General features: G+C 45.8%; 15 protein-coding genes and 1 pseudogene. 2 read left to right on the top strand and 14 right to left on the bottom strand.

Annotated features, from left to right (window positions below):
- Window positions 1-24: 24 nt before the first annotated feature.
- The 6 genes from C1N53_RS22435 to C1N53_RS22410 all read right to left on the bottom strand — a co-directional run bounded on the left by C1N53_RS22435 (window position 25) and on the right by C1N53_RS22410 (window position 4,970).
- Window positions 25-720 (bottom strand): hypothetical protein, encoded by a 696-nt coding sequence (locus tag C1N53_RS22435; RefSeq protein WP_137761703.1) that lies wholly within the window; start codon window positions 718-720, stop codon window positions 25-27.
- 536 nt (window positions 721-1,256) lie between these two features.
- Complete coding sequence (locus tag C1N53_RS22430) at window positions 1,257-1,496, bottom strand: copper chaperone (RefSeq protein WP_137761702.1); 240 nt, start codon at window positions 1,494-1,496, stop codon at window positions 1,257-1,259.
- 113 nt (window positions 1,497-1,609) lie between these two features.
- Window positions 1,610-2,404, bottom strand: a complete 795-nt coding sequence (locus C1N53_RS22425; RefSeq protein WP_137761701.1) for a DsbA family protein — start codon at window positions 2,402-2,404, stop codon at window positions 1,610-1,612.
- 19 nt (window positions 2,405-2,423) lie between these two features.
- Window positions 2,424-3,368 carry a manganese catalase family protein gene (locus tag C1N53_RS22420; protein WP_137761700.1) on the bottom strand — a complete coding sequence of 315 codons (945 nt, stop codon included), beginning with the start codon at window positions 3,366-3,368 and terminating at the stop codon, window positions 2,424-2,426.
- Window positions 3,369-3,755: 387 nt separating this feature from the next.
- Window positions 3,756-4,466 (bottom strand): DUF305 domain-containing protein, encoded by a 711-nt coding sequence (locus C1N53_RS22415; protein ID WP_137761699.1) that lies wholly within the window; start codon window positions 4,464-4,466, stop codon window positions 3,756-3,758.
- Between the two features lie 189 nt (window positions 4,467-4,655).
- Window positions 4,656-4,970, bottom strand: a complete 315-nt coding sequence (locus tag C1N53_RS22410) for a four-helix bundle copper-binding protein (RefSeq protein ID WP_108213632.1) — start codon at window positions 4,968-4,970, stop codon at window positions 4,656-4,658.
- Between the two features lie 249 nt (window positions 4,971-5,219).
- Here C1N53_RS22410 and C1N53_RS22405 point away from each other — a divergent pair, with 249 nt between their 5' ends.
- On the top strand, window positions 5,220-6,230 hold the full coding sequence (locus tag C1N53_RS22405) for a potassium channel family protein (protein WP_240773491.1): 1,011 nt from the start codon (window positions 5,220-5,222) through the stop codon (window positions 6,228-6,230).
- A 97-nt stretch (window positions 6,231-6,327) separates the two neighbouring features.
- On the opposite strand, the gene C1N53_RS22400 is transcribed toward C1N53_RS22405, so the two are convergent.
- The 3 genes and pseudogenes from C1N53_RS22400 to C1N53_RS22390 all read right to left on the bottom strand — a co-directional run bounded on the left by C1N53_RS22400 (window position 6,328) and on the right by C1N53_RS22390 (window position 7,996).
- On the bottom strand, window positions 6,328-6,567 hold the full coding sequence (locus tag C1N53_RS22400; RefSeq protein ID WP_137761698.1) for a copper chaperone: 240 nt from the start codon (window positions 6,565-6,567) through the stop codon (window positions 6,328-6,330).
- 153 nt (window positions 6,568-6,720) lie between these two features.
- Window positions 6,721-6,951, bottom strand: a pseudogene (locus tag C1N53_RS22855) (DUF6122 family protein); the annotation flags it as partial.
- A 217-nt stretch (window positions 6,952-7,168) separates the two neighbouring features.
- The gene (locus C1N53_RS22390; protein WP_137761697.1) at window positions 7,169-7,996 is read right to left on the bottom strand and encodes a PepSY domain-containing protein; all 828 of its coding nucleotides are present in this window, start codon (window positions 7,994-7,996) and stop codon (window positions 7,169-7,171) included.
- A gap of 305 nt (window positions 7,997-8,301) precedes the next feature.
- On the opposite strand from C1N53_RS22390, the gene C1N53_RS22385 reads away from it, so the two are divergent.
- Window positions 8,302-8,586 carry a hypothetical protein gene (locus tag C1N53_RS22385; RefSeq protein WP_137761696.1) on the top strand — a complete coding sequence of 95 codons (285 nt, stop codon included), beginning with the start codon at window positions 8,302-8,304 and terminating at the stop codon, window positions 8,584-8,586.
- A gap of 50 nt (window positions 8,587-8,636) precedes the next feature.
- On the opposite strand, the gene C1N53_RS22380 is transcribed toward C1N53_RS22385, so the two are convergent.
- The 5 genes from C1N53_RS22380 to C1N53_RS22360 all read right to left on the bottom strand — a co-directional run bounded on the left by C1N53_RS22380 (window position 8,637) and on the right by C1N53_RS22360 (window position 16,006).
- The gene (locus C1N53_RS22380; protein WP_137761695.1) at window positions 8,637-9,533 is read right to left on the bottom strand and encodes a ribose-phosphate pyrophosphokinase; all 897 of its coding nucleotides are present in this window, start codon (window positions 9,531-9,533) and stop codon (window positions 8,637-8,639) included.
- Between the two features lie 9 nt (window positions 9,534-9,542).
- Complete coding sequence (locus C1N53_RS22375) at window positions 9,543-11,036, bottom strand: thymidine phosphorylase family protein (RefSeq protein WP_137761694.1); 1,494 nt, start codon at window positions 11,034-11,036, stop codon at window positions 9,543-9,545.
- 4 nt (window positions 11,037-11,040) lie between these two features.
- A complete protein-coding gene (locus tag C1N53_RS22370; RefSeq protein ID WP_137761693.1) occupies window positions 11,041-12,408 on the bottom strand; it encodes an MBL fold metallo-hydrolase RNA specificity domain-containing protein in 1,368 nt (455 codons plus the stop codon).
- Between the two features lie 6 nt (window positions 12,409-12,414).
- Window positions 12,415-13,266, bottom strand: a complete 852-nt coding sequence (locus C1N53_RS22365; protein WP_137761692.1) for an ATP cone domain-containing protein — start codon at window positions 13,264-13,266, stop codon at window positions 12,415-12,417.
- 67 nt (window positions 13,267-13,333) lie between these two features.
- Window positions 13,334-16,006 (bottom strand): cation-transporting P-type ATPase, encoded by a 2,673-nt coding sequence (locus tag C1N53_RS22360; RefSeq protein WP_137761691.1) that lies wholly within the window; start codon window positions 16,004-16,006, stop codon window positions 13,334-13,336.
- Between the last annotated feature and the right edge of the window lie 74 nt (window positions 16,007-16,080).

The raw sequence follows: 16,080 nt of genomic DNA, 5'->3' as shown, positions 1-16,080 counted from the left end.
TGGTAATATTGCGGTGTGCTGCTTTTAGTGATGGTGCCCATGATGTCCTTGGCTCGGAAGCTCAGCTACTTGCACGACATAGTCCAGGGTATATAGTAGCCCGTTCAGCAGGAATTGAATCCACACCCGGTATAGCCCACTGGCTGTAAAAGCGGAGTGCAGCACCAGCACATCCTCGTGCACCATGGGATGGACATGCAGGTATTCTTTTGTATCCACATTGATCATGACCACATGTGCCTTAGCACCCAGAAAATCACCTAATGAAGAGGCTGCTATGGCAGCCTCCCCCTGTTTCATAGTAACGCGTATGGCATTTAGCTCCCGCACATCCAGTTGAACGCTCACATTGTCAACCGTTTTACTGAGCACATCCTGCTGGTAGCGCTGCACGTTCCTGCTGTCACCGGCAACCTCCACCGATTTTCGGATAACAGCCGGTGCCGTATTCAGGGGCTTTACATCGCAGTAAAGCAGGAATTTGCCCCCAAAGGGAAATATGAAGTCAACAGAGTATTCCTTGCCTGCCTTTTCCGGGTGCTCGTGGGCAAAGAAAGAAAGGTCTTCTGATACTATGATGAGGTGAATGTCTTTGGTATGTACTTCTTCCAGTACAAGGGGAACACCGGCGGCCTCCTGGTTAACAGGTGTGAGAAGTAGTTTAACCTTTTCCTGTGCGCTTATAGCGGAAGGCTGAGAGCTTATTAAAACGTCAAACATCAATTAAGTTATTTAATTGTTATGCCTTGTGCCCTAGAGGAATTCATAGATCCACTACAGCCTCAGAGCTATACGCTACATAAGTGACCACATACCTCTCCAATATGGAAGGATATACCGTGTGCAGGCCGGCTTGATGCAGCCTACTAGTTACAAGCTGCTGCACATACTGCTTAAGCCTTTATCAAGGCACTGTGTCCATACTTAATGCTTACATAAGTCTCATGAAAGCGTGCTTGGTTATACCTTTCCGTGCACCCTTCTGTTTTATATATTCATGAGTTGTTTTTATATAAATTAGCTTTTAGCACTAGCTTGAGTCCCTCTAAAACAGGCAACATCTACCCTGACAGTGATTCCAAGTCTAAACTTGCCGGGCTTCCTGACTCTGCCAGCCCTATGCTTTTTAACTCCTTATTTGTTATTGCGTTTAGAAGAACGTGCTAACTATTCGATAGTGTCTGCTTGGCTTTAGATGGTAAGCACTCCTAATGGTAAGCAAGTCTAAAAAATCCCAACAATTCCGACTATCGATTTTACAAGTCCTTGCCACCGATGCCTACAACCCGTATGATTTCAGCCTTGTATCCTGCTTGCTGCACCACATTTTCGATCCTGTGGGGATCAAGGTCTGTACCGGATACGCTTAACAGCTTGTCTTTACTTTCCGTATCAACGTGCCAGCGGCTTATACTTTCTTCTTTATCCAGGTAAGAAGCCACCTTTGTCAAGGCCTCCTCGCTTTCGATGTTAGTTTTAAACTTGATTATTTTCATACAAATAAGAACTAAGGTCCAAACTCATTGCTTCTTACACTTTTGCACAAAACAGCTGCAGACAACCATGTGAGAGCAGAGAAAGTTACCACCTTGTGCTATTATGTTCGGCTTCAGGATACGGTACCTTTCAGCACTTCCTCCAGTTCGCGCTCCGTTATACTTCCCCAGTACCTCCTGTATTCAAACTCGTCAGTTGTATGCTGCACTGGTTCTAATTCAGGAGCCACCTTATAAAGTGCCGTCCGAAGCGCTTCATAAGGTCTGTACCCAATGATCAGCACGCCGTTCTCCTCGCCTTCGCGCCGCATGGTCAGTGCCGGGAAGCGGGTAATACCATGCAAGCGCACCTGCCTGAGGTCTTCCTCAAAAGCCTTGCGCGCCTCTTCTCCTCCCAAGTCACGTTCAAACACGTCTGCGTCTAACACATCAGGCTGCACCTCGGCTAAGCTACGTCCCACCTGCCGCAAAACATCACGCTCGCCAACGTTCTGCCCCTGCAGCATTACAGCTTCACGCACTTTACGCAGGTATGCTTCCGAGGCTACCGGTGACTGCAGCCCGGCAGCCTTAACAGCAATACATGCAGGAAAAGAAGACGCAGGCGGGTTTTCGTACCAGATCTTATCCCTTATGGGCATACCGGAAACATACTTTGCTTCCATCCAAAGCGGCCCCATCTGCAGCGGACGATTAACTACGTTCATCGGGTCATTAAAGCTTTCCCAGTTCGGAATAAGCCCGCCCATGCGGTAGCGCCACTTTACCCTGCCGCTGTACTCAAAGCGCAGACGCCGCCATTGGGGCTCGAGTGCCCAACTCCAGCAACAAAGAGGGTCGGTGTAGTATTCTATCTCCACCGACCCTGCTTCCTTTTTATTATCTCGTTTGTTTTCTCGTTCAACCATTCTCAATTGTTTCTCCTGCTTACAGGCTACTCTGAGGGTACTCGCACCACTGATTCTCCCCTTGAGGTACTGCCGCTTTGACTTTCTTGCTTCGTTCCTGGCTCAACGCCTTGTCCATTTTATCAACAGATTTCATTGTACGGTCAGTACCATTTGGTTTGTGGTCAATCATGCCGTTGGTTTCCACCACGTGCCGGAAGGGCTCTTCCACGTAAAGCCAGGTCTCCCCAAGGCCGGGGCTCTTGCCTTCGTTCCAGGGCCCTCTCACATCAGGTCCATTCGACATGTTAAAGTAGCTGTTGCTGTAACGCGGATCGCCCTGTAGTACGCCTGGCGGGAAGTTTGGCTGTATTGTTTCCAGTGCCGCCTCAAACATCTGGAAGTGCGCCACCTCACGTGTCATCAGAAAACTGAGGGTCTCCTTTACATAAGGGTCATCCGTGAACTGCATCAGGTACTCGTACACGATCTTGGCTCTGGACTCAGCTGCTATGTTAGAGCGGAGGTCAACGGTAGGATCTCCGTTGGCATCCACATAAGAGCCATTCCACGGCACCCCTTGGCTATTGGTCAGGGTAGGTCCTCCGCCACTCAGCACGAAGAACTGCGGGTTGACCATGGCGTTGTGGATGAAATCCTCTTTCTTCGCCTTACCCTGCAGCAACTGCATGATCTCAGCCTCCTCGGCCGCGTTCTTCAACTCACCGTTGATCGGCCCCAGCAGCATCTGGATAGTAGCCCCGACAATTTCGAGATGGCTGAATTCCTCTGTGGCGATATCCATCAGCATGTCATACTGATCCGGATGGGGTTGACGCACACTAAAGGCCTGCACAAAATACTGCATCGCGGCTTTCAGCTCTCCGTTAGCACCCCCAAACTGTTCCAGCAGCAGGCTGGCAAAGGCTGGGTCAGGTTTCGATACACGCGCATTAAACTGTAGCTCCTTTACGTGATAAAACATTTGTCCTCCTTTCTTAAATAAAACAAAAAATTGTCTTTTCTAAAACGGAGAGCAGAAAGGAGAGTTTGTAAAAATAAATTTTAATTATCTAGAATTTAATACTTTAGAAACGAACCTATACTGCCAGATAAGAACAGGTGTACGTAACTGAAGTGTAAAGGCAGGCTAGCAACAGGCACCCGAACTGTATATCAGAAACCCGAAACTTCCTATAGTACGGGTGTAAAACTGATCTTAGTAAAGTGAATATTACCTTTTGTTTCGTGCGGAAAAAACAAAAGGCTGCAATGTTTACACTTTTGAAAAAAGGTATTAAGACAGGAAGCCTGGCTGCTAACACTGTTAGCAGCCAGGCTTTTAAATCTTCATTCGGTACAAAGCATATTACTACATATTATGATGTTTGGTAGGTATACCGTGTTCATTCAGGAAAGCTGCCAGTTCCATTATTTCCTGCGACTGCTCTTCAATGATTAATCTGGCTTCTTCTAATGCCATTGCATCATCTCCCCACTTCAGCTCAGTTTCTGACATGGCTATCGCTCCCTGGTGGTGACAGATCATGAGCTGGGCAAAGTCAACATCCGGATCAGGCGTATCCTTTACAGAACGCATGCAGTGCATCATAGCCATCATGTCTTCCCGCATCTCCATCATAAACATCTTGCACTCTTCTTTTGAGAGTGGCTCTGCGCCCGGGTGTGAAGCTAAAAAAGCCTGCAATCTTTCTTTGCTTTCCATGTTGCCTATCTTCGTTTTCTCGGCCAACGCAAGCGCTTCCGGCTCATGCCCATATTGCAGTTCCAGATCTGCCATTTTAATTCCCATCTCGTGGTGCATGATCATCATGTTGGCAAAATCGATGTCGGGGTCGCAGGTCATCTCCATCTGGTTCATCATCTTCATCATGGAGTTGATGATCTGCTGCATTTCCTTGTCAAAGGCTTTGTCATCTTCCCAGTAAGGACCCTTCGCAGCTTGCTCTGCAGTAGCACTTAATGGGGTTACAACATCCTGGTCCTTTTCGCAGCTACTGAACACAAAGACAGCAACTACCATAAGAGCAAAGCTCCTGATACTGATAAAACTAGTTTTCATACATAATGGACTAAGTGGTTAAAAATGGTACTCAAAAATCATTTACTCTGCCTTCTTTTCTTACAGAAGCTTCTTTTTCTGCATTGTAATTGGGCTCAAGCAAAGCAAAAACCACCCTGACCGCTCTATCAGGTATAGAACAATCAGGGTGGTTCTTAGGTCTTGCATTGGGTCAGCAGGTAGGAACAACTACGCCTGCTGGCAAGCCTGCTCGCAACGGCGACAAGCCTCAGCGCACATACGGCAGTGCTCCATGTGCGAATGCTTCTCACACTCTGCACCACACTCTCTACATACTCTGGCACACAGATCCAGCACTTCTCTGGAGAAGGTAGAATCCCGTGATACATAGTCCAGTGCCATTTTACAGATGGCTGCGCAATCCAAGTCAAGTCGGATGCAGCGTTCCATCATTTTCACATCATCTTCCTGCAGGCAGGAAACCGCACAGTAGTTACAGGCTGCTGCACACTCAGCTAATGCGGTTATTAAGTCTTTATTCATAGTTATCTAGATTTTATTGAAACATATGCTTGGTTATACCCATTCAAAGCCCCTTCTGTTTTATAAATTCTTGAACTATAATTATATATTTTTAGTGGCGGTACTAACTTAAGTGTTCTTTAAAACAGGTAAAATCTGCCCTAGCAGTGGCTGCAAGCTTGCTTTTGCCAGGGTCTGTCACCTCTATGCTGTTTAACTCCCTACCTGTTATTGCGTTTAGAAGTACGTGCTAACAATTCTATGTGCTTTATGAACATGCTGTATCTCTTCCTGGGAGCTCTTATTTATATCTTAATTGCAATGGACATCATCAAGACCACCTTTTCTTCAAGCGGAGGCGGCCGGATTACGGAAATGGTATCCAAAGCGGTATGGAAGATTTTCTTCCTTGTCTCGGGTAAGAATGGGAAAACAAAATTGCTTGAGTATGCGGGGCCGTCTATCCTTACCTGCACGCTTCTGACCTGGGTCCTTGGGCTATGGGCAGGACTGTTCCTGCTGCTGCTCTCTGATCCGGACTCTGTTGTAAGCAGCACTACCTTATCCAGTGCCAGCCCTTTGGAGAAGCTCTACTACGCCGGCTTTACACTTTCCACATTGGGCGTGGGAGACTACAAGGCATCAAATGATGTGTGGCGGATCATTACGAGTGTCACAGCTTTCTCTGGCTTAGCTTTCATAACTGCTTCCCTCACCTATTTTGTACAGGTGTTATCTGCCGTAGGCTTGCAGAGCAAGCTCAGTCTTTACATTAACAGCATGGGTAAAACGCCACAGCAGATACTGGCAAACAGTTGGAATGGGAAAGACTTTTCCTCCTTTTTCGATAATGTGTCAGACATATGCCAGATGCTAATGCAGCATACGGTGAACCACCACTCCTTTCCTGTAATTCATTACTTTCATAACAGCCAAGCACAGTTGTCTGTTGCGCCCGCCGTTGTGCTGCTGGATGAGGCATATCAGCTCCTGGAGCAAGCCGTTTCGCAGGATGTTAAAAGGAGTGAAGTGAAAATGGTGATGCTCCAAACGGCTCTGGATTCTTATCTGGAAATGGTAAAAGAAGGTTTCCTGAAGAACACTTCACCCCAGGAAGATGCCCCTACACCTGATCTTTGGCAATTGGAGGAGAAAGGAATTTCACTTAAAAAAAGGGAAGAAGTTGAACAAACTTTTAAGCTGAACCTGAAGGACCGCCGGAGACTGCTAACTTCGCTTTTGGAAATGGACGGCTGGTCCTGGAAGGACGTGTACAAATGATCAACAAGTAACTTCTACAGCTAAAGTTGTCTGAAGTTCCGCCTAATCGAGATAACCCTACCAAAGATGGATTGGTTGTACAGGTTACCACACCAGTTTACATTTCATGGCCATTGATACCTAATACCCTTATAATCTCTGCTTTGAATCCAGCGTTCCGAACAATACATGCTATCCGCTGCGGATCCAGGTTTACACCAGATACACTTAAAAGATTATCTTCACTAGCCGTATCAATATTCCACCTGCTGATGCTTTCTTCCTTATCCAGGGAAGAAGCTATCCGAGACACTTCTTCCCTGCTTCCGAGGTTTGTTTTGAATTTCATTATTTCCATAACTACAACAGGAAGCCGATTATGAGAACGAGATACTAAACAGTTTGGTTTTTCTCCTTCTGCCTCTCAATCATATCCACAACTAATCCAGACAATATGGAATAAAGCGCAAACCAAAACAATTTCCATATCTGTATCAGCAGGTGAGCGCTTTTAAATACATTCCAGCCAATCAAGCACAATATGTATGACAAGACCTAATCCAATGAGCCTTGTCTTAGGAATAATTGCCAGCAGTAAATATAGTGGGAGTATCCAGTAACTGTGTAGCAGATGGAAGCCCACACTGCATCTATTCGGATCAACAATGGGATCAGCTAGCAAGTGGTCTAAATCTATCAAAATAGCCGCAAACATAATCCATACGGCCTTCTTAAAGTTAGGCCTGTAAAATAACTAGGCAACAGCAACCGGTGCTGCTAAATGCAGGAAAAGGTGCCAGATAAAACCAATATTCATAGAATCAGTTCTTTAATTTACCTGCGGGGATAGGAGGGGCTAGCTAGCTAGCTAGCTAGTAATGTCCTAAGTACATGTTACTGTATTTCGCCATACCGCGTTGATAACTAACTTAAACTGGATAGCAGGTGGAAGGTTACCCTCAAGAAGCATGTGTAGGTTTAGGATCTCGAACTTTCCTTTTTACTTTTTTAATAGAAGGAGAAGAGATAAAGTATAATACAAAACCGGAAAGCACAGTAAATAAGCCGAAAATGGAGAATGCTCTTAAGAGAATGTTTCCAAAATTATCTCTCCCTTCATAATCCATAGTATGCAGCATCCAGAAAAAATCAAATACACGCCATTGGTTATGTCGAATAGCCTGAAAAGTGCCGAGTTCAGCTGAAATGTAAACCGTGCAATTGTCCGGTTGGCTAAAGGTAACAGCCCAGGCCGGCAAGGGTTTTTCCCGGTATTCATGATGCGAGCCTACCTCTGTTAAATACTCCACTTTTTCTACTTTTATGGGAGCAGTGACTTGGTTCCTGGCTACAGTGATAGCCTCGGACTCGGATAAAGGTGAAATAAACTGCCCTGTTTCTGCATTTGCTAGCTGCACCCTCACGTTAGAAGCATGGCCACCGCCGCTGTGCCCGGCAGCTTCATGCGCCATGTGGTCCATTTCCCCTGAGAAATAACGCATTTGGTAAGCTGGAACACCGGCTATTTCGATGAGCTGGACGGACAGCACAGAATCAACCTGACTGTTGGCTTTAAGCGCATCAAGGACAGCCTGTGGGGATACCATCTTCATAGTAGCTGAGAAATGCCTTTTCTCCTTCCGAAGATGATCACCATGAACTTCATCAATATTGTTCCAACTGAAATAAAGCCCACCTAGGGTCCAGAAAAGAAATTGAATGCCAAGTATAACCCCTAAATATCGGTGGAATTTTCGGATGTAGTAGTGCTTGCTTTTTAGCTTCATAAAGCAATATAATATTAATTGCTCAAAAGACTGTTACAGACTCTCCTGGTCAGATTAAGTCCAGGTTTTATATACAGCACAGCCTGTTAATTGCATGCCATGTGCTTTTCTTTGTTTTGTTAAACATTGCTCTATAATGGCAACCTGCTTCATTTTCTATCTTTAGCTCTTGAACTTGTAATATTGGACTACTGAACGAATTCCAATTTTTATTTTACCTAATGCATTAAATTTACTTTGCCTGTTGTTATTAAATGTAAATACTTTCCTTGCCAAGGGCCCGAAGTGGAATAAGCGTGTCAATAATGCAGAACAGAAAAGATCAACAGCGATTTGCCCAATCTGCTTCAGCACTGGGTGCAGGTATTCTAGGCTTTGGCCTTGGCGCTAAATGGGGATATATAGTAAATGACTATGTTTTAGTTATTATGCTAGTAGGTGCTGTTCTCCATGCAAGTGGGATGTATGTAGCACAGATGAGAAACACCTCCAGCTCAACTGACAAAGCTGCAAGAGTGCTTTGGTATTCGGCATGGGCGTGCCTGGTGCTATTGGTTGGCCTTGTAGTGTACCTGCTAGTTGATTCATAATTTTTATATGCCCTCTTTTCCTCTCCATTGCTTTTTAGTGTCCGTGCTTTCTATTTCTTTATTCTTGTCAAAGATAAAAGACCTGGCAAAAGAAGCGTTGAAACTGAGATACTGTTGGAAGAATGTGGAATGGTATCGCAGGTAATAATTTGTTCAGCTCCTGCTGCTTTGAGCTCCTCGAAAGCATTGCCAGCAAAAACAGCATGTACTCCTATGCAAATAGGGTTCTGAAAATCTGCCCGGATCAAGTGCTGAACGGTGATAATCATTGTTCTGGCCGTAGAGATAATGTCGTCTACTAAAACGGGCCGGTGGTGTTTCCAAGTAGAAACATCCGGTACTTTTATTTCTACCTGGCGGTCACCTTTTCTGACTTTTTCAAGCACTATATAGGGTACCTCTGCTTCTCTAGCCACTTCCTTTACCCATTGCTCACTCTCACTGTCAGGCCCCACGATAAGCGCATTCTTTACATTTTCTTTAATCCACTTTGAGATCAGGGGAGCCGCATGCAGCAAAGTGACAGGAACCGTATATATCTCGCTCATACTGCTGCGTCGGTGGAGGTGTGGATCTATGGTAACGATCCAGTCGGTCAGCTGAGAAAGTAAGTGTGCAAAGTAACCTGAAGTAACTGCCTCTCCGGGGAGAAACTGTTTGTCCTGTCGCATATAGGCAAGGTAAGGGGCAAGCAATCCGATCTTTTTGGCACCCTGTTCTCTGGCAGCAAGTATGAAAAAATACAACGATAAAAGTTTATCATCCGGATGATCCAACGTCATCACCAGCAACATATTTTTATTCTGCACGTCAGAGAGAATCCGAACATAGCTTTCCCCATCCGGAAAGTGCCTGATAATAGCATTACCACAAGGGATCTGCAACTGATCAGAAAGTTGTGTTGCTAAGTTTTCATTGCCGGGTAATCCAAAAATAAGCCAGTCCATAGGTGTGCTTTAGATGATAGTAATAATATCTTTTTCGTTGAATACATATTCCAGGGCATAGGATAACTCCCCCTCCGACTCTGCAAAAATGGTGTACAGCACTTCGTTTAGCGCTACTTTCTTTCCTAACGGCGCATCGAATAGAACGCCTGCTGCAGGATCATCCGGTGCACCGGCAAGCTTGGCAACTTTTGCAAGCCGGCGGTTATCAATTTTGTTTACTGTGCCGGCTTTCTCCGCTTTAACCTGATAGCTAAATGCAGCAAAGGCAGGCATGGTAAATCCTCCTTGCGCAAGACAGATAGCCTTAAACTTTTCAAAAGCTCTGCCTGTCGCTAAAACTTCTTTTGCGACTACAACACCTTGCCCGTTTGGCACTTTTCCTGCTAATTCCAGCAGGGCGCCAGCTAATAGAATTGCTCTTTCCTTCAGCTCCTGGGGGGCAGAAGTTTCGTTTTTAAGAACCGCTAGCACATCCATTGCCTCTAAGGCGGGGCCTATACCCCGGCCTACTGGTTGGGTGCCATCTGTTAGCACAACCTTTAACCGGAGCCCAACGGTGGCAGCTACTTTTTCCAGGCGTTCTTTCAGCGTCTCTGCTGTCTTGCGACTTCTTATTTTGGCAGTTTCACCAACGGGAATGTCTATGACGACATGCGTGGCGCCAGCAGAAACTTTTTTAGATAACACTGATGCAATCAATTGTCCTTCACTGTCTATATCCAGTGCCCGTTCCACTCGAATAAGCAGATCATCTGCCGGACTTAATTTAACTGATCCACCCCAGGCAAAACACCCACCCTCTTTTTTAACAACCTGCTTAATTTCTTCAAGAGAGAGATTAACACGCGTAATAGTTTCCAAGGTATCGGCTGTACCTGCCGGTGAGGTAATAGCCCTTGATGAAGTTTTGGGAATTGTTAGTCCACAGGCGGCAACAATAGAAACTACTATAGGGGTGGTTCTATTTCCAGGCAGACCACCTACACAGTGTTTGTCAGCTACTACAGGCATTCCCCAGTCAAGCCTTTCCCCCACCTCCACCATAGCCGTTGTCAGACCAGTGACTTCTTCTACACTCATTTTTCCAGCACACCCTGTAATAAAAGCAGCTATATCCACATTCGAATAATTCCCTTGAACTATATCCACCATAATTTCCTGAAGTGCGTTGAAGGTAAGCGTGTGTCCATAAATCTTGGACCGTACAAACTTCATTGATTCTACCGGCGGTATATGGGATAAAATCAAGTAAGCCTTTTCCGGTACCTGTAAAGCTTCCCGGGCTCCTTTTGACAAACTGATTTCGCCTGGAGATAAAAGCTCGGACTCAATTACATTGAGACTGGCAACTATGGATTTGTCGTTGTTCGACACTTTTATGCGTGTTAAGGCTGAAAAGCCCTCCGATTTACATATGTGGCAATCTGAGCGCATATAGACCACATGCTCCTGCTGCGTGTCAATGCCGAGTTTCTTGAATTTTAATTGATCGTGCCTCATGGGACTATACCGCGTGAATGCTATACAATGCCGGAAGCGTGGCCTCCCAGCCATAAACTTCTTTTATTTTGTTACGCAGGGCTTCTGCAGCCGGCAATTCCCCGTGGACAATAAATATGGGTTTAGGGGCCTTCGTCAGTTTTCCTAACCATCTGATAAGTTCACCTTGATCAGCATGTCCCGATAACCCTTCCATGTTTTTAACAGTTGCCCGCACAGGAAAATAGCGCCCAAACATTTTCAGTTCATGCGCTCCTTCCTGCAGCTGCCTGCCACGTGTCCCTTCCGCCTGGTAACCGATGAGCAAAATAGTTGCATCAGGATCATCCAGGTGTTTTTCCAGGTAGCTTAAAACCCTTCCGCCTGTCACCATGCCACTACCGGCGATAATGATCTTCGGACCAGGAGCATTAACAGCACTTTTGCTTTCAGCTATGCTTTTTACCACCTTGATATTTTTGCACATTTCAGCACATTCTTCAGGGGACATCTTGTGCCACTCAGGGGCATGATGGAATATGTTCAAAACCGATCTTCCCATGGGGCTATCCATAATGATGGGAATGTCAGGCAGGCTGTTATTTTGCTTCATTTTCCATAAAAGAAACAAAAAGCTCTGGGTACGCTCAACTGCAAAGCTTGGAATGATAAGAGGTCCTTCCTTTTTCCATACTTCCCAGATTAAGTTTTTTAGTTCGAGTTCAGCGTCTACAGCAGGATGCAAGCGGTTACCATAAGTACTTTCAATAAACAAAACATCCGCCTGCTTCGGCAAATGGGGAGGATAAAGCAGCATATCGTTTTCCCGCCCGATGTCACCTGAAAAAACCAGCCTTTTCCCCTCTACCTCCAGCTCAATAAAGGTGGCGCCGATGATGTGCCCGTTATAGTTGAACCGAACCCGGATACCTGGGTATAAATCAACCCACACATCTAATGGTTGCGATGAAAAACAAGCGATCGTGCGCTCTACATCCAGCAGGGTGTAAAGCGGTTTTGCCGGTTTATGTTTCGAATACCCCTGCTTATTTGCACGAGCAGCGTCCTCTTCCTGAATTTTTGCACTATCCTTTAAAATTATTTCGGTTATGCCCAGGGTGGGTGCTGTTCCTAGAACGCTCCCTTTGAATCCCAAACTTACCAAGCGAGGCAAATAGCCTGTGTGGTCAAGATGTGCATGTGTTAGTAGCACAAGGTCAATTTCTGCTACCTGCAAAGGCGGCTCCTCCCAGTTTAAATCCCGCAGCTCTTTTAGCCCCTGGAACAATCCACAGTCAATTAATAGTTGCTTGCCTGCGGCTTTGACAAGATATTTAGAACCGGTTACAGTACCTGCGGCTCCCAGGAATTGTATAGTTATTTTAGAGTCCATAACTTCTCATTTTAAAGTATTTTGATAGGCAGGATTATGACATAACTCATACCCTTCTTTCAGGATAATTGGGATTCGTTCTGGACTTATTCCCAACTTGTGCAACAGCTCCTCATGGTCACATAGCTCCTGGCAAAGCACTATGTCGCTTTCTAGTAATTTGTCTTTTTCAGCTTTGGTAAGGGATGTCAGGCAGGTAATCGGGTATAAACCAGACGCATCAATCATTTCATTTAAGCTATGTTTAGGGGGATAGTTCCAGCCAACCAGATGTAAGCCGGCGCAAGTCCCATACTGAATGGCATCACTGGTAAAACGGGTATTGGTGACAACCCAGCCCTGATGGAATTTCACGCCATGACCAGGTAACTTTAACCACTGTTGTTCTATATCTTTAAAGCGGGATTGTATGTAAAGTGGAATTTTTACATCGCACCGGAACCCAGGCCGGTTGTGAAACTTGCATTCTATCATGAAATGGCGATCCCCCTTTAAGGCAATCACGTCAATTTCATGTTTCACACAATGCCCCTGTACAATCTGCCCTACCTGCACATCAAAGCTTTGGTGTTTCAAAATTGCTCCAATATATCTTTCAAATGGAAATCCGGAGGGGCCCAACTCCATGATAGCTGCCTTTAATTTATATTTTCCAGCAATAGGCTGAGAGTTATTCTCCAAAAGCTTGAAGGCATCTTCATATATCTTTTGCGTAGAAGAGCCGGGTACTATACTTTGCGCTATCTGGTGTGCTATCTCATTTGCCAGTTTTTTTCCTGCCCCGGCCTTAACCAAGGACTTACGCAGTTTGCCCTCCGAAAAAGGGACTTTTTCTCCTGATGCTTTTTGTATATACATAATGGTTGACACTTTTGCTATTCTTCTTCTAAGCCCATTGCTTTTCTCTCTTTAATTCCTAACTATTTCACACAATGAGACGCGTTCTTTTTAAAACCTGAATGATCAGCAGGGAGAGAAAGCTAAAGCCTAGACTGATCATCCAATCTCCAGCGCTCATGGCATAAAGCGATAACACATCCCTAAGCGGCTGTGCGAAATACACAGTAGCAACTAGCACAATACACAAAGTAAGCGCATACCATACGTACTTGTTCTTCACTACCTCACTCTTGAAGAAGGATACTTTTGCAGAGGACATGTTGAACACGTGCCACAACTGGGAGAATACAAGCGTGAAGAACAGGATGTTGTTGCATAGCTGCGGGTTCCAGAACTCCGTTTGGTGGTATAAATAGTGACTGGTAAACACAGCTCCCAGCACACAGAGCGTTATAACGGCTGCATAGGTAAAAACAGCCTTCCACTGCTTGTTGTCGATGATAGGTGTATCCGGGTTGCGGGGCTTGTCCTTCATAATCAAATCATTCCCCTCGGTGACACCTAAGGCCAACGCCGGAAGCACATCGGTAACAAGATTGATAAAAAGGATTTGCAACGGTACCAAGGCAAAGTGCAGGTTCAAGACAGAGGCAAGAGCGACCACAAACAGCTCGCTCAGGTTACAGGAAAGCAAATAGGCAACAAACTTCTTAATGTTCTCAAAGATGATCCTGCCTTGTTTGATGGCTACTACGATAGAGGTAAAAGAGTCATCTTTCAAGACCATGTCCGACACTTCCTGCGCCACCTGGGTACCGCGCAGCCCCATCGCAATACCAATGTCGGCCTTCTTTATCGCAGGAGCATCATTAACACCATCCCCTGTCATTCCCACAATGTACCTGTTCTCCTGCAAAAGCGTCACTAAGTCTATCTTTTGTTTTGGCGTAACACGGGCAAAAACCACGGATTCTAACCAACTTTTTTTATCCTGATTGGTCAGATCGGCAAAGTCCTTCATGTCTTTACCATGCATGATAGGGAGCTCTTTGTCGCCTAGAAGCCCTAGCTTTAAGGCAATGTTTCTTGCTGTGGCCGGGTGGTCACCTGTTATCATGATGACGTTGATACCAGCGGATCTACATTCATCCAGCGCTGTTGACACTTCTACACGCGGAGGATCCAAAAGCCCAAGAATACCTGTAAAAACCAGCCCCTGCGTTATGCCTTCTTGTAAAGAGTGTGTTTCTTTATAAGCAAAAGCCAGCAGCCGTAAGCCTTCTGAAGCCAGCAGCTCGGCCTGAGCGATCCAGCCTGCTTTTTGTCTGTCTGAAAAATCTTGCAATTCTCCTTCTTGCAGAATACTGGTGCATTTTTGTAGCAGCTCTTCCACAGCTCCTTTAGCAAACACGATAGAGGCATTCCCATCCTCATGGAGCGTCGCCATTATTTTTGTCTCAGAGGTAAAGGCCTCTTCTCTTATTTTCAGGAACTTCTCTCTTACCTGGTGTATATCTTTACCTTCAGTAGTAGAAAACTTTAAAAGACCTACTTCCAGCGGATCCCCCACCTCCCGCAATACATTATCTTTCATCTCCAGGTTAGCCGTACTACAGAGAATAGCAGCTTCCACTATCTTTTGATAGTTTTTTGAATTTCGTACTTCCAGAGGGACCCCTACAGTGCCGTCAGCCCTGTATTCTACTTCCGTTTTACCGGCGGGTATTAGAATGGTGTTAACTGATATTATATTCTGGGTAAGGGTTCCGGTTTTGTCGGTACAAATTACATTGGTACCCCCGAGGGTTTCTACGGCGGCCAGCTTTTTCACAATTACATTGTGCTTGGCCATCCGGAGCATACCCTGAGCCAAGGCTAAGGTAGCCACGATCGGCAGCCCTTCCGGAATGGCGGCCACCGCCAGTGCAATAGACACCTCCAGTACCTTCACCCATTCAGCGCCTTGAGCCAGACCTGCAAAGAAGATTACGATTACCAGCCCCACGGTTATCCAGATTAGTTTTTTGCTGAGTTGTTCCAGTTTTTTCTCTAATGGAGTGGCAGTCTGCTCAGCCTGCTGTACCAGTGAAGCTATCTTGCCAAGCTCTGTGCCCATGCCGGTTCCAGTCACTAAGGCATAGGCGTTCCCCTTGGTCACAAAGGTTCCTTTAAAAAGCATGTTAACCCGCTCAGCCAAGGGCACCTCTCCTGCTAACACTGCCACGTCCTTTGTCACCGGAAGCGACTCTCCGGTCAACGCGGACTCATCAACCTCCAGCTGTGTAGGGTTAAAAATGCGCGCATCCGCCAGTATCATGTCTCCAGCCTCCACATAAAGCACATCGCCTGGCACCACATTTTCAGAAGGGACCTCCTGAAGACTTCCATCGCGAATCACCTTGGCTGACAGAGAGACCATATGTCTCAGGGCATTCATGGAGCGATTGGCCTGGAGTTCCATGTAAAAGCCAATCAATGCATTAATGAGGACTACGGCTAAGATAGCCGTTCCATCCAGCCACTCCTGAAAAAAGAAGGACAGTACGGCAGCAAACAGCAGCAGTAAAACCATAGGACTTGCGAACTGTTGCAAAAGCATGGTTAGCAGTCTTCTTTGCTTCTCAGCCTGGATCAGGTTCTGCCCATACTGCTGTAGCAGCTTGTCGGCCTCTTTACTGGATAACCCGCGCTGTACCTCTGAGTGCATCTCGGCTACAAGGGCAGCTATGTCTTTTGTGTATGGTTGCTTAACCAGCATATTTCTTCCTGTTTGTTTGCCGTAAACCGAGCTCTTTCCTTTAAAAGCCTTTTATAACTTTTTATTTAAGATAC

It is taken from the genome of Pontibacter sp. SGAir0037 (genome assembly GCF_005491705.1).
In the GTDB taxonomy this organism is placed as follows: Bacteria; Bacteroidota; Bacteroidia; order Cytophagales; family Hymenobacteraceae; genus Pontibacter.
Note: the sequence above shows the minus strand (reverse complement) of the source record. Positions and strands in the feature narration are given on the sequence as shown.

What these genes read in the sequence shown, in the direction of transcription:
- C1N53_RS22435 (WP_137761703.1), bottom strand. Translation starts at nt 720, where the DNA reads ATGTTTGACGTTTTAATAAGCTCTCAGCCTTCCGCTATAAGCGCACAG.
- C1N53_RS22430 (WP_137761702.1), bottom strand. Translation starts at nt 1,496, where the DNA reads ATGAAAATAATCAAGTTTAAAACTAACATCGAAAGCGAGGAGGCCTTG.
- C1N53_RS22425 (WP_137761701.1), bottom strand. Translation starts at nt 2,404, where the DNA reads ATGGTTGAACGAGAAAACAAACGAGATAATAAAAAGGAAGCAGGGTCG.
- C1N53_RS22420 (WP_137761700.1), bottom strand. Translation starts at nt 3,368, where the DNA reads ATGTTTTATCACGTAAAGGAGCTACAGTTTAATGCGCGTGTATCGAAA.
- C1N53_RS22415 (WP_137761699.1), bottom strand. Translation starts at nt 4,466, where the DNA reads ATGAAAACTAGTTTTATCAGTATCAGGAGCTTTGCTCTTATGGTAGTT.
- C1N53_RS22410 (WP_108213632.1), bottom strand. Translation starts at nt 4,970, where the DNA reads ATGAATAAAGACTTAATAACCGCATTAGCTGAGTGTGCAGCAGCCTGT.
- C1N53_RS22405 (WP_240773491.1), top strand. Translation starts at nt 5,220, where the DNA reads ATGAACATGCTGTATCTCTTCCTGGGAGCTCTTATTTATATCTTAATT.
- C1N53_RS22400 (WP_137761698.1), bottom strand. Translation starts at nt 6,567, where the DNA reads ATGGAAATAATGAAATTCAAAACAAACCTCGGAAGCAGGGAAGAAGTG.
- C1N53_RS22390 (WP_137761697.1), bottom strand. Translation starts at nt 7,996, where the DNA reads ATGAAGCTAAAAAGCAAGCACTACTACATCCGAAAATTCCACCGATAT.
- C1N53_RS22385 (WP_137761696.1), top strand. Translation starts at nt 8,302, where the DNA reads ATGCAGAACAGAAAAGATCAACAGCGATTTGCCCAATCTGCTTCAGCA.
- C1N53_RS22380 (WP_137761695.1), bottom strand. Translation starts at nt 9,533, where the DNA reads ATGGACTGGCTTATTTTTGGATTACCCGGCAATGAAAACTTAGCAACA.
- C1N53_RS22375 (WP_137761694.1), bottom strand. Translation starts at nt 11,036, where the DNA reads ATGAGGCACGATCAATTAAAATTCAAGAAACTCGGCATTGACACGCAG.
- C1N53_RS22370 (WP_137761693.1), bottom strand. Translation starts at nt 12,408, where the DNA reads ATGGACTCTAAAATAACTATACAATTCCTGGGAGCCGCAGGTACTGTA.
- C1N53_RS22365 (WP_137761692.1), bottom strand. Translation starts at nt 13,266, where the DNA reads ATGTATATACAAAAAGCATCAGGAGAAAAAGTCCCTTTTTCGGAGGGC.
- C1N53_RS22360 (WP_137761691.1), bottom strand. Translation starts at nt 16,006, where the DNA reads ATGCTGGTTAAGCAACCATACACAAAAGACATAGCTGCCCTTGTAGCC.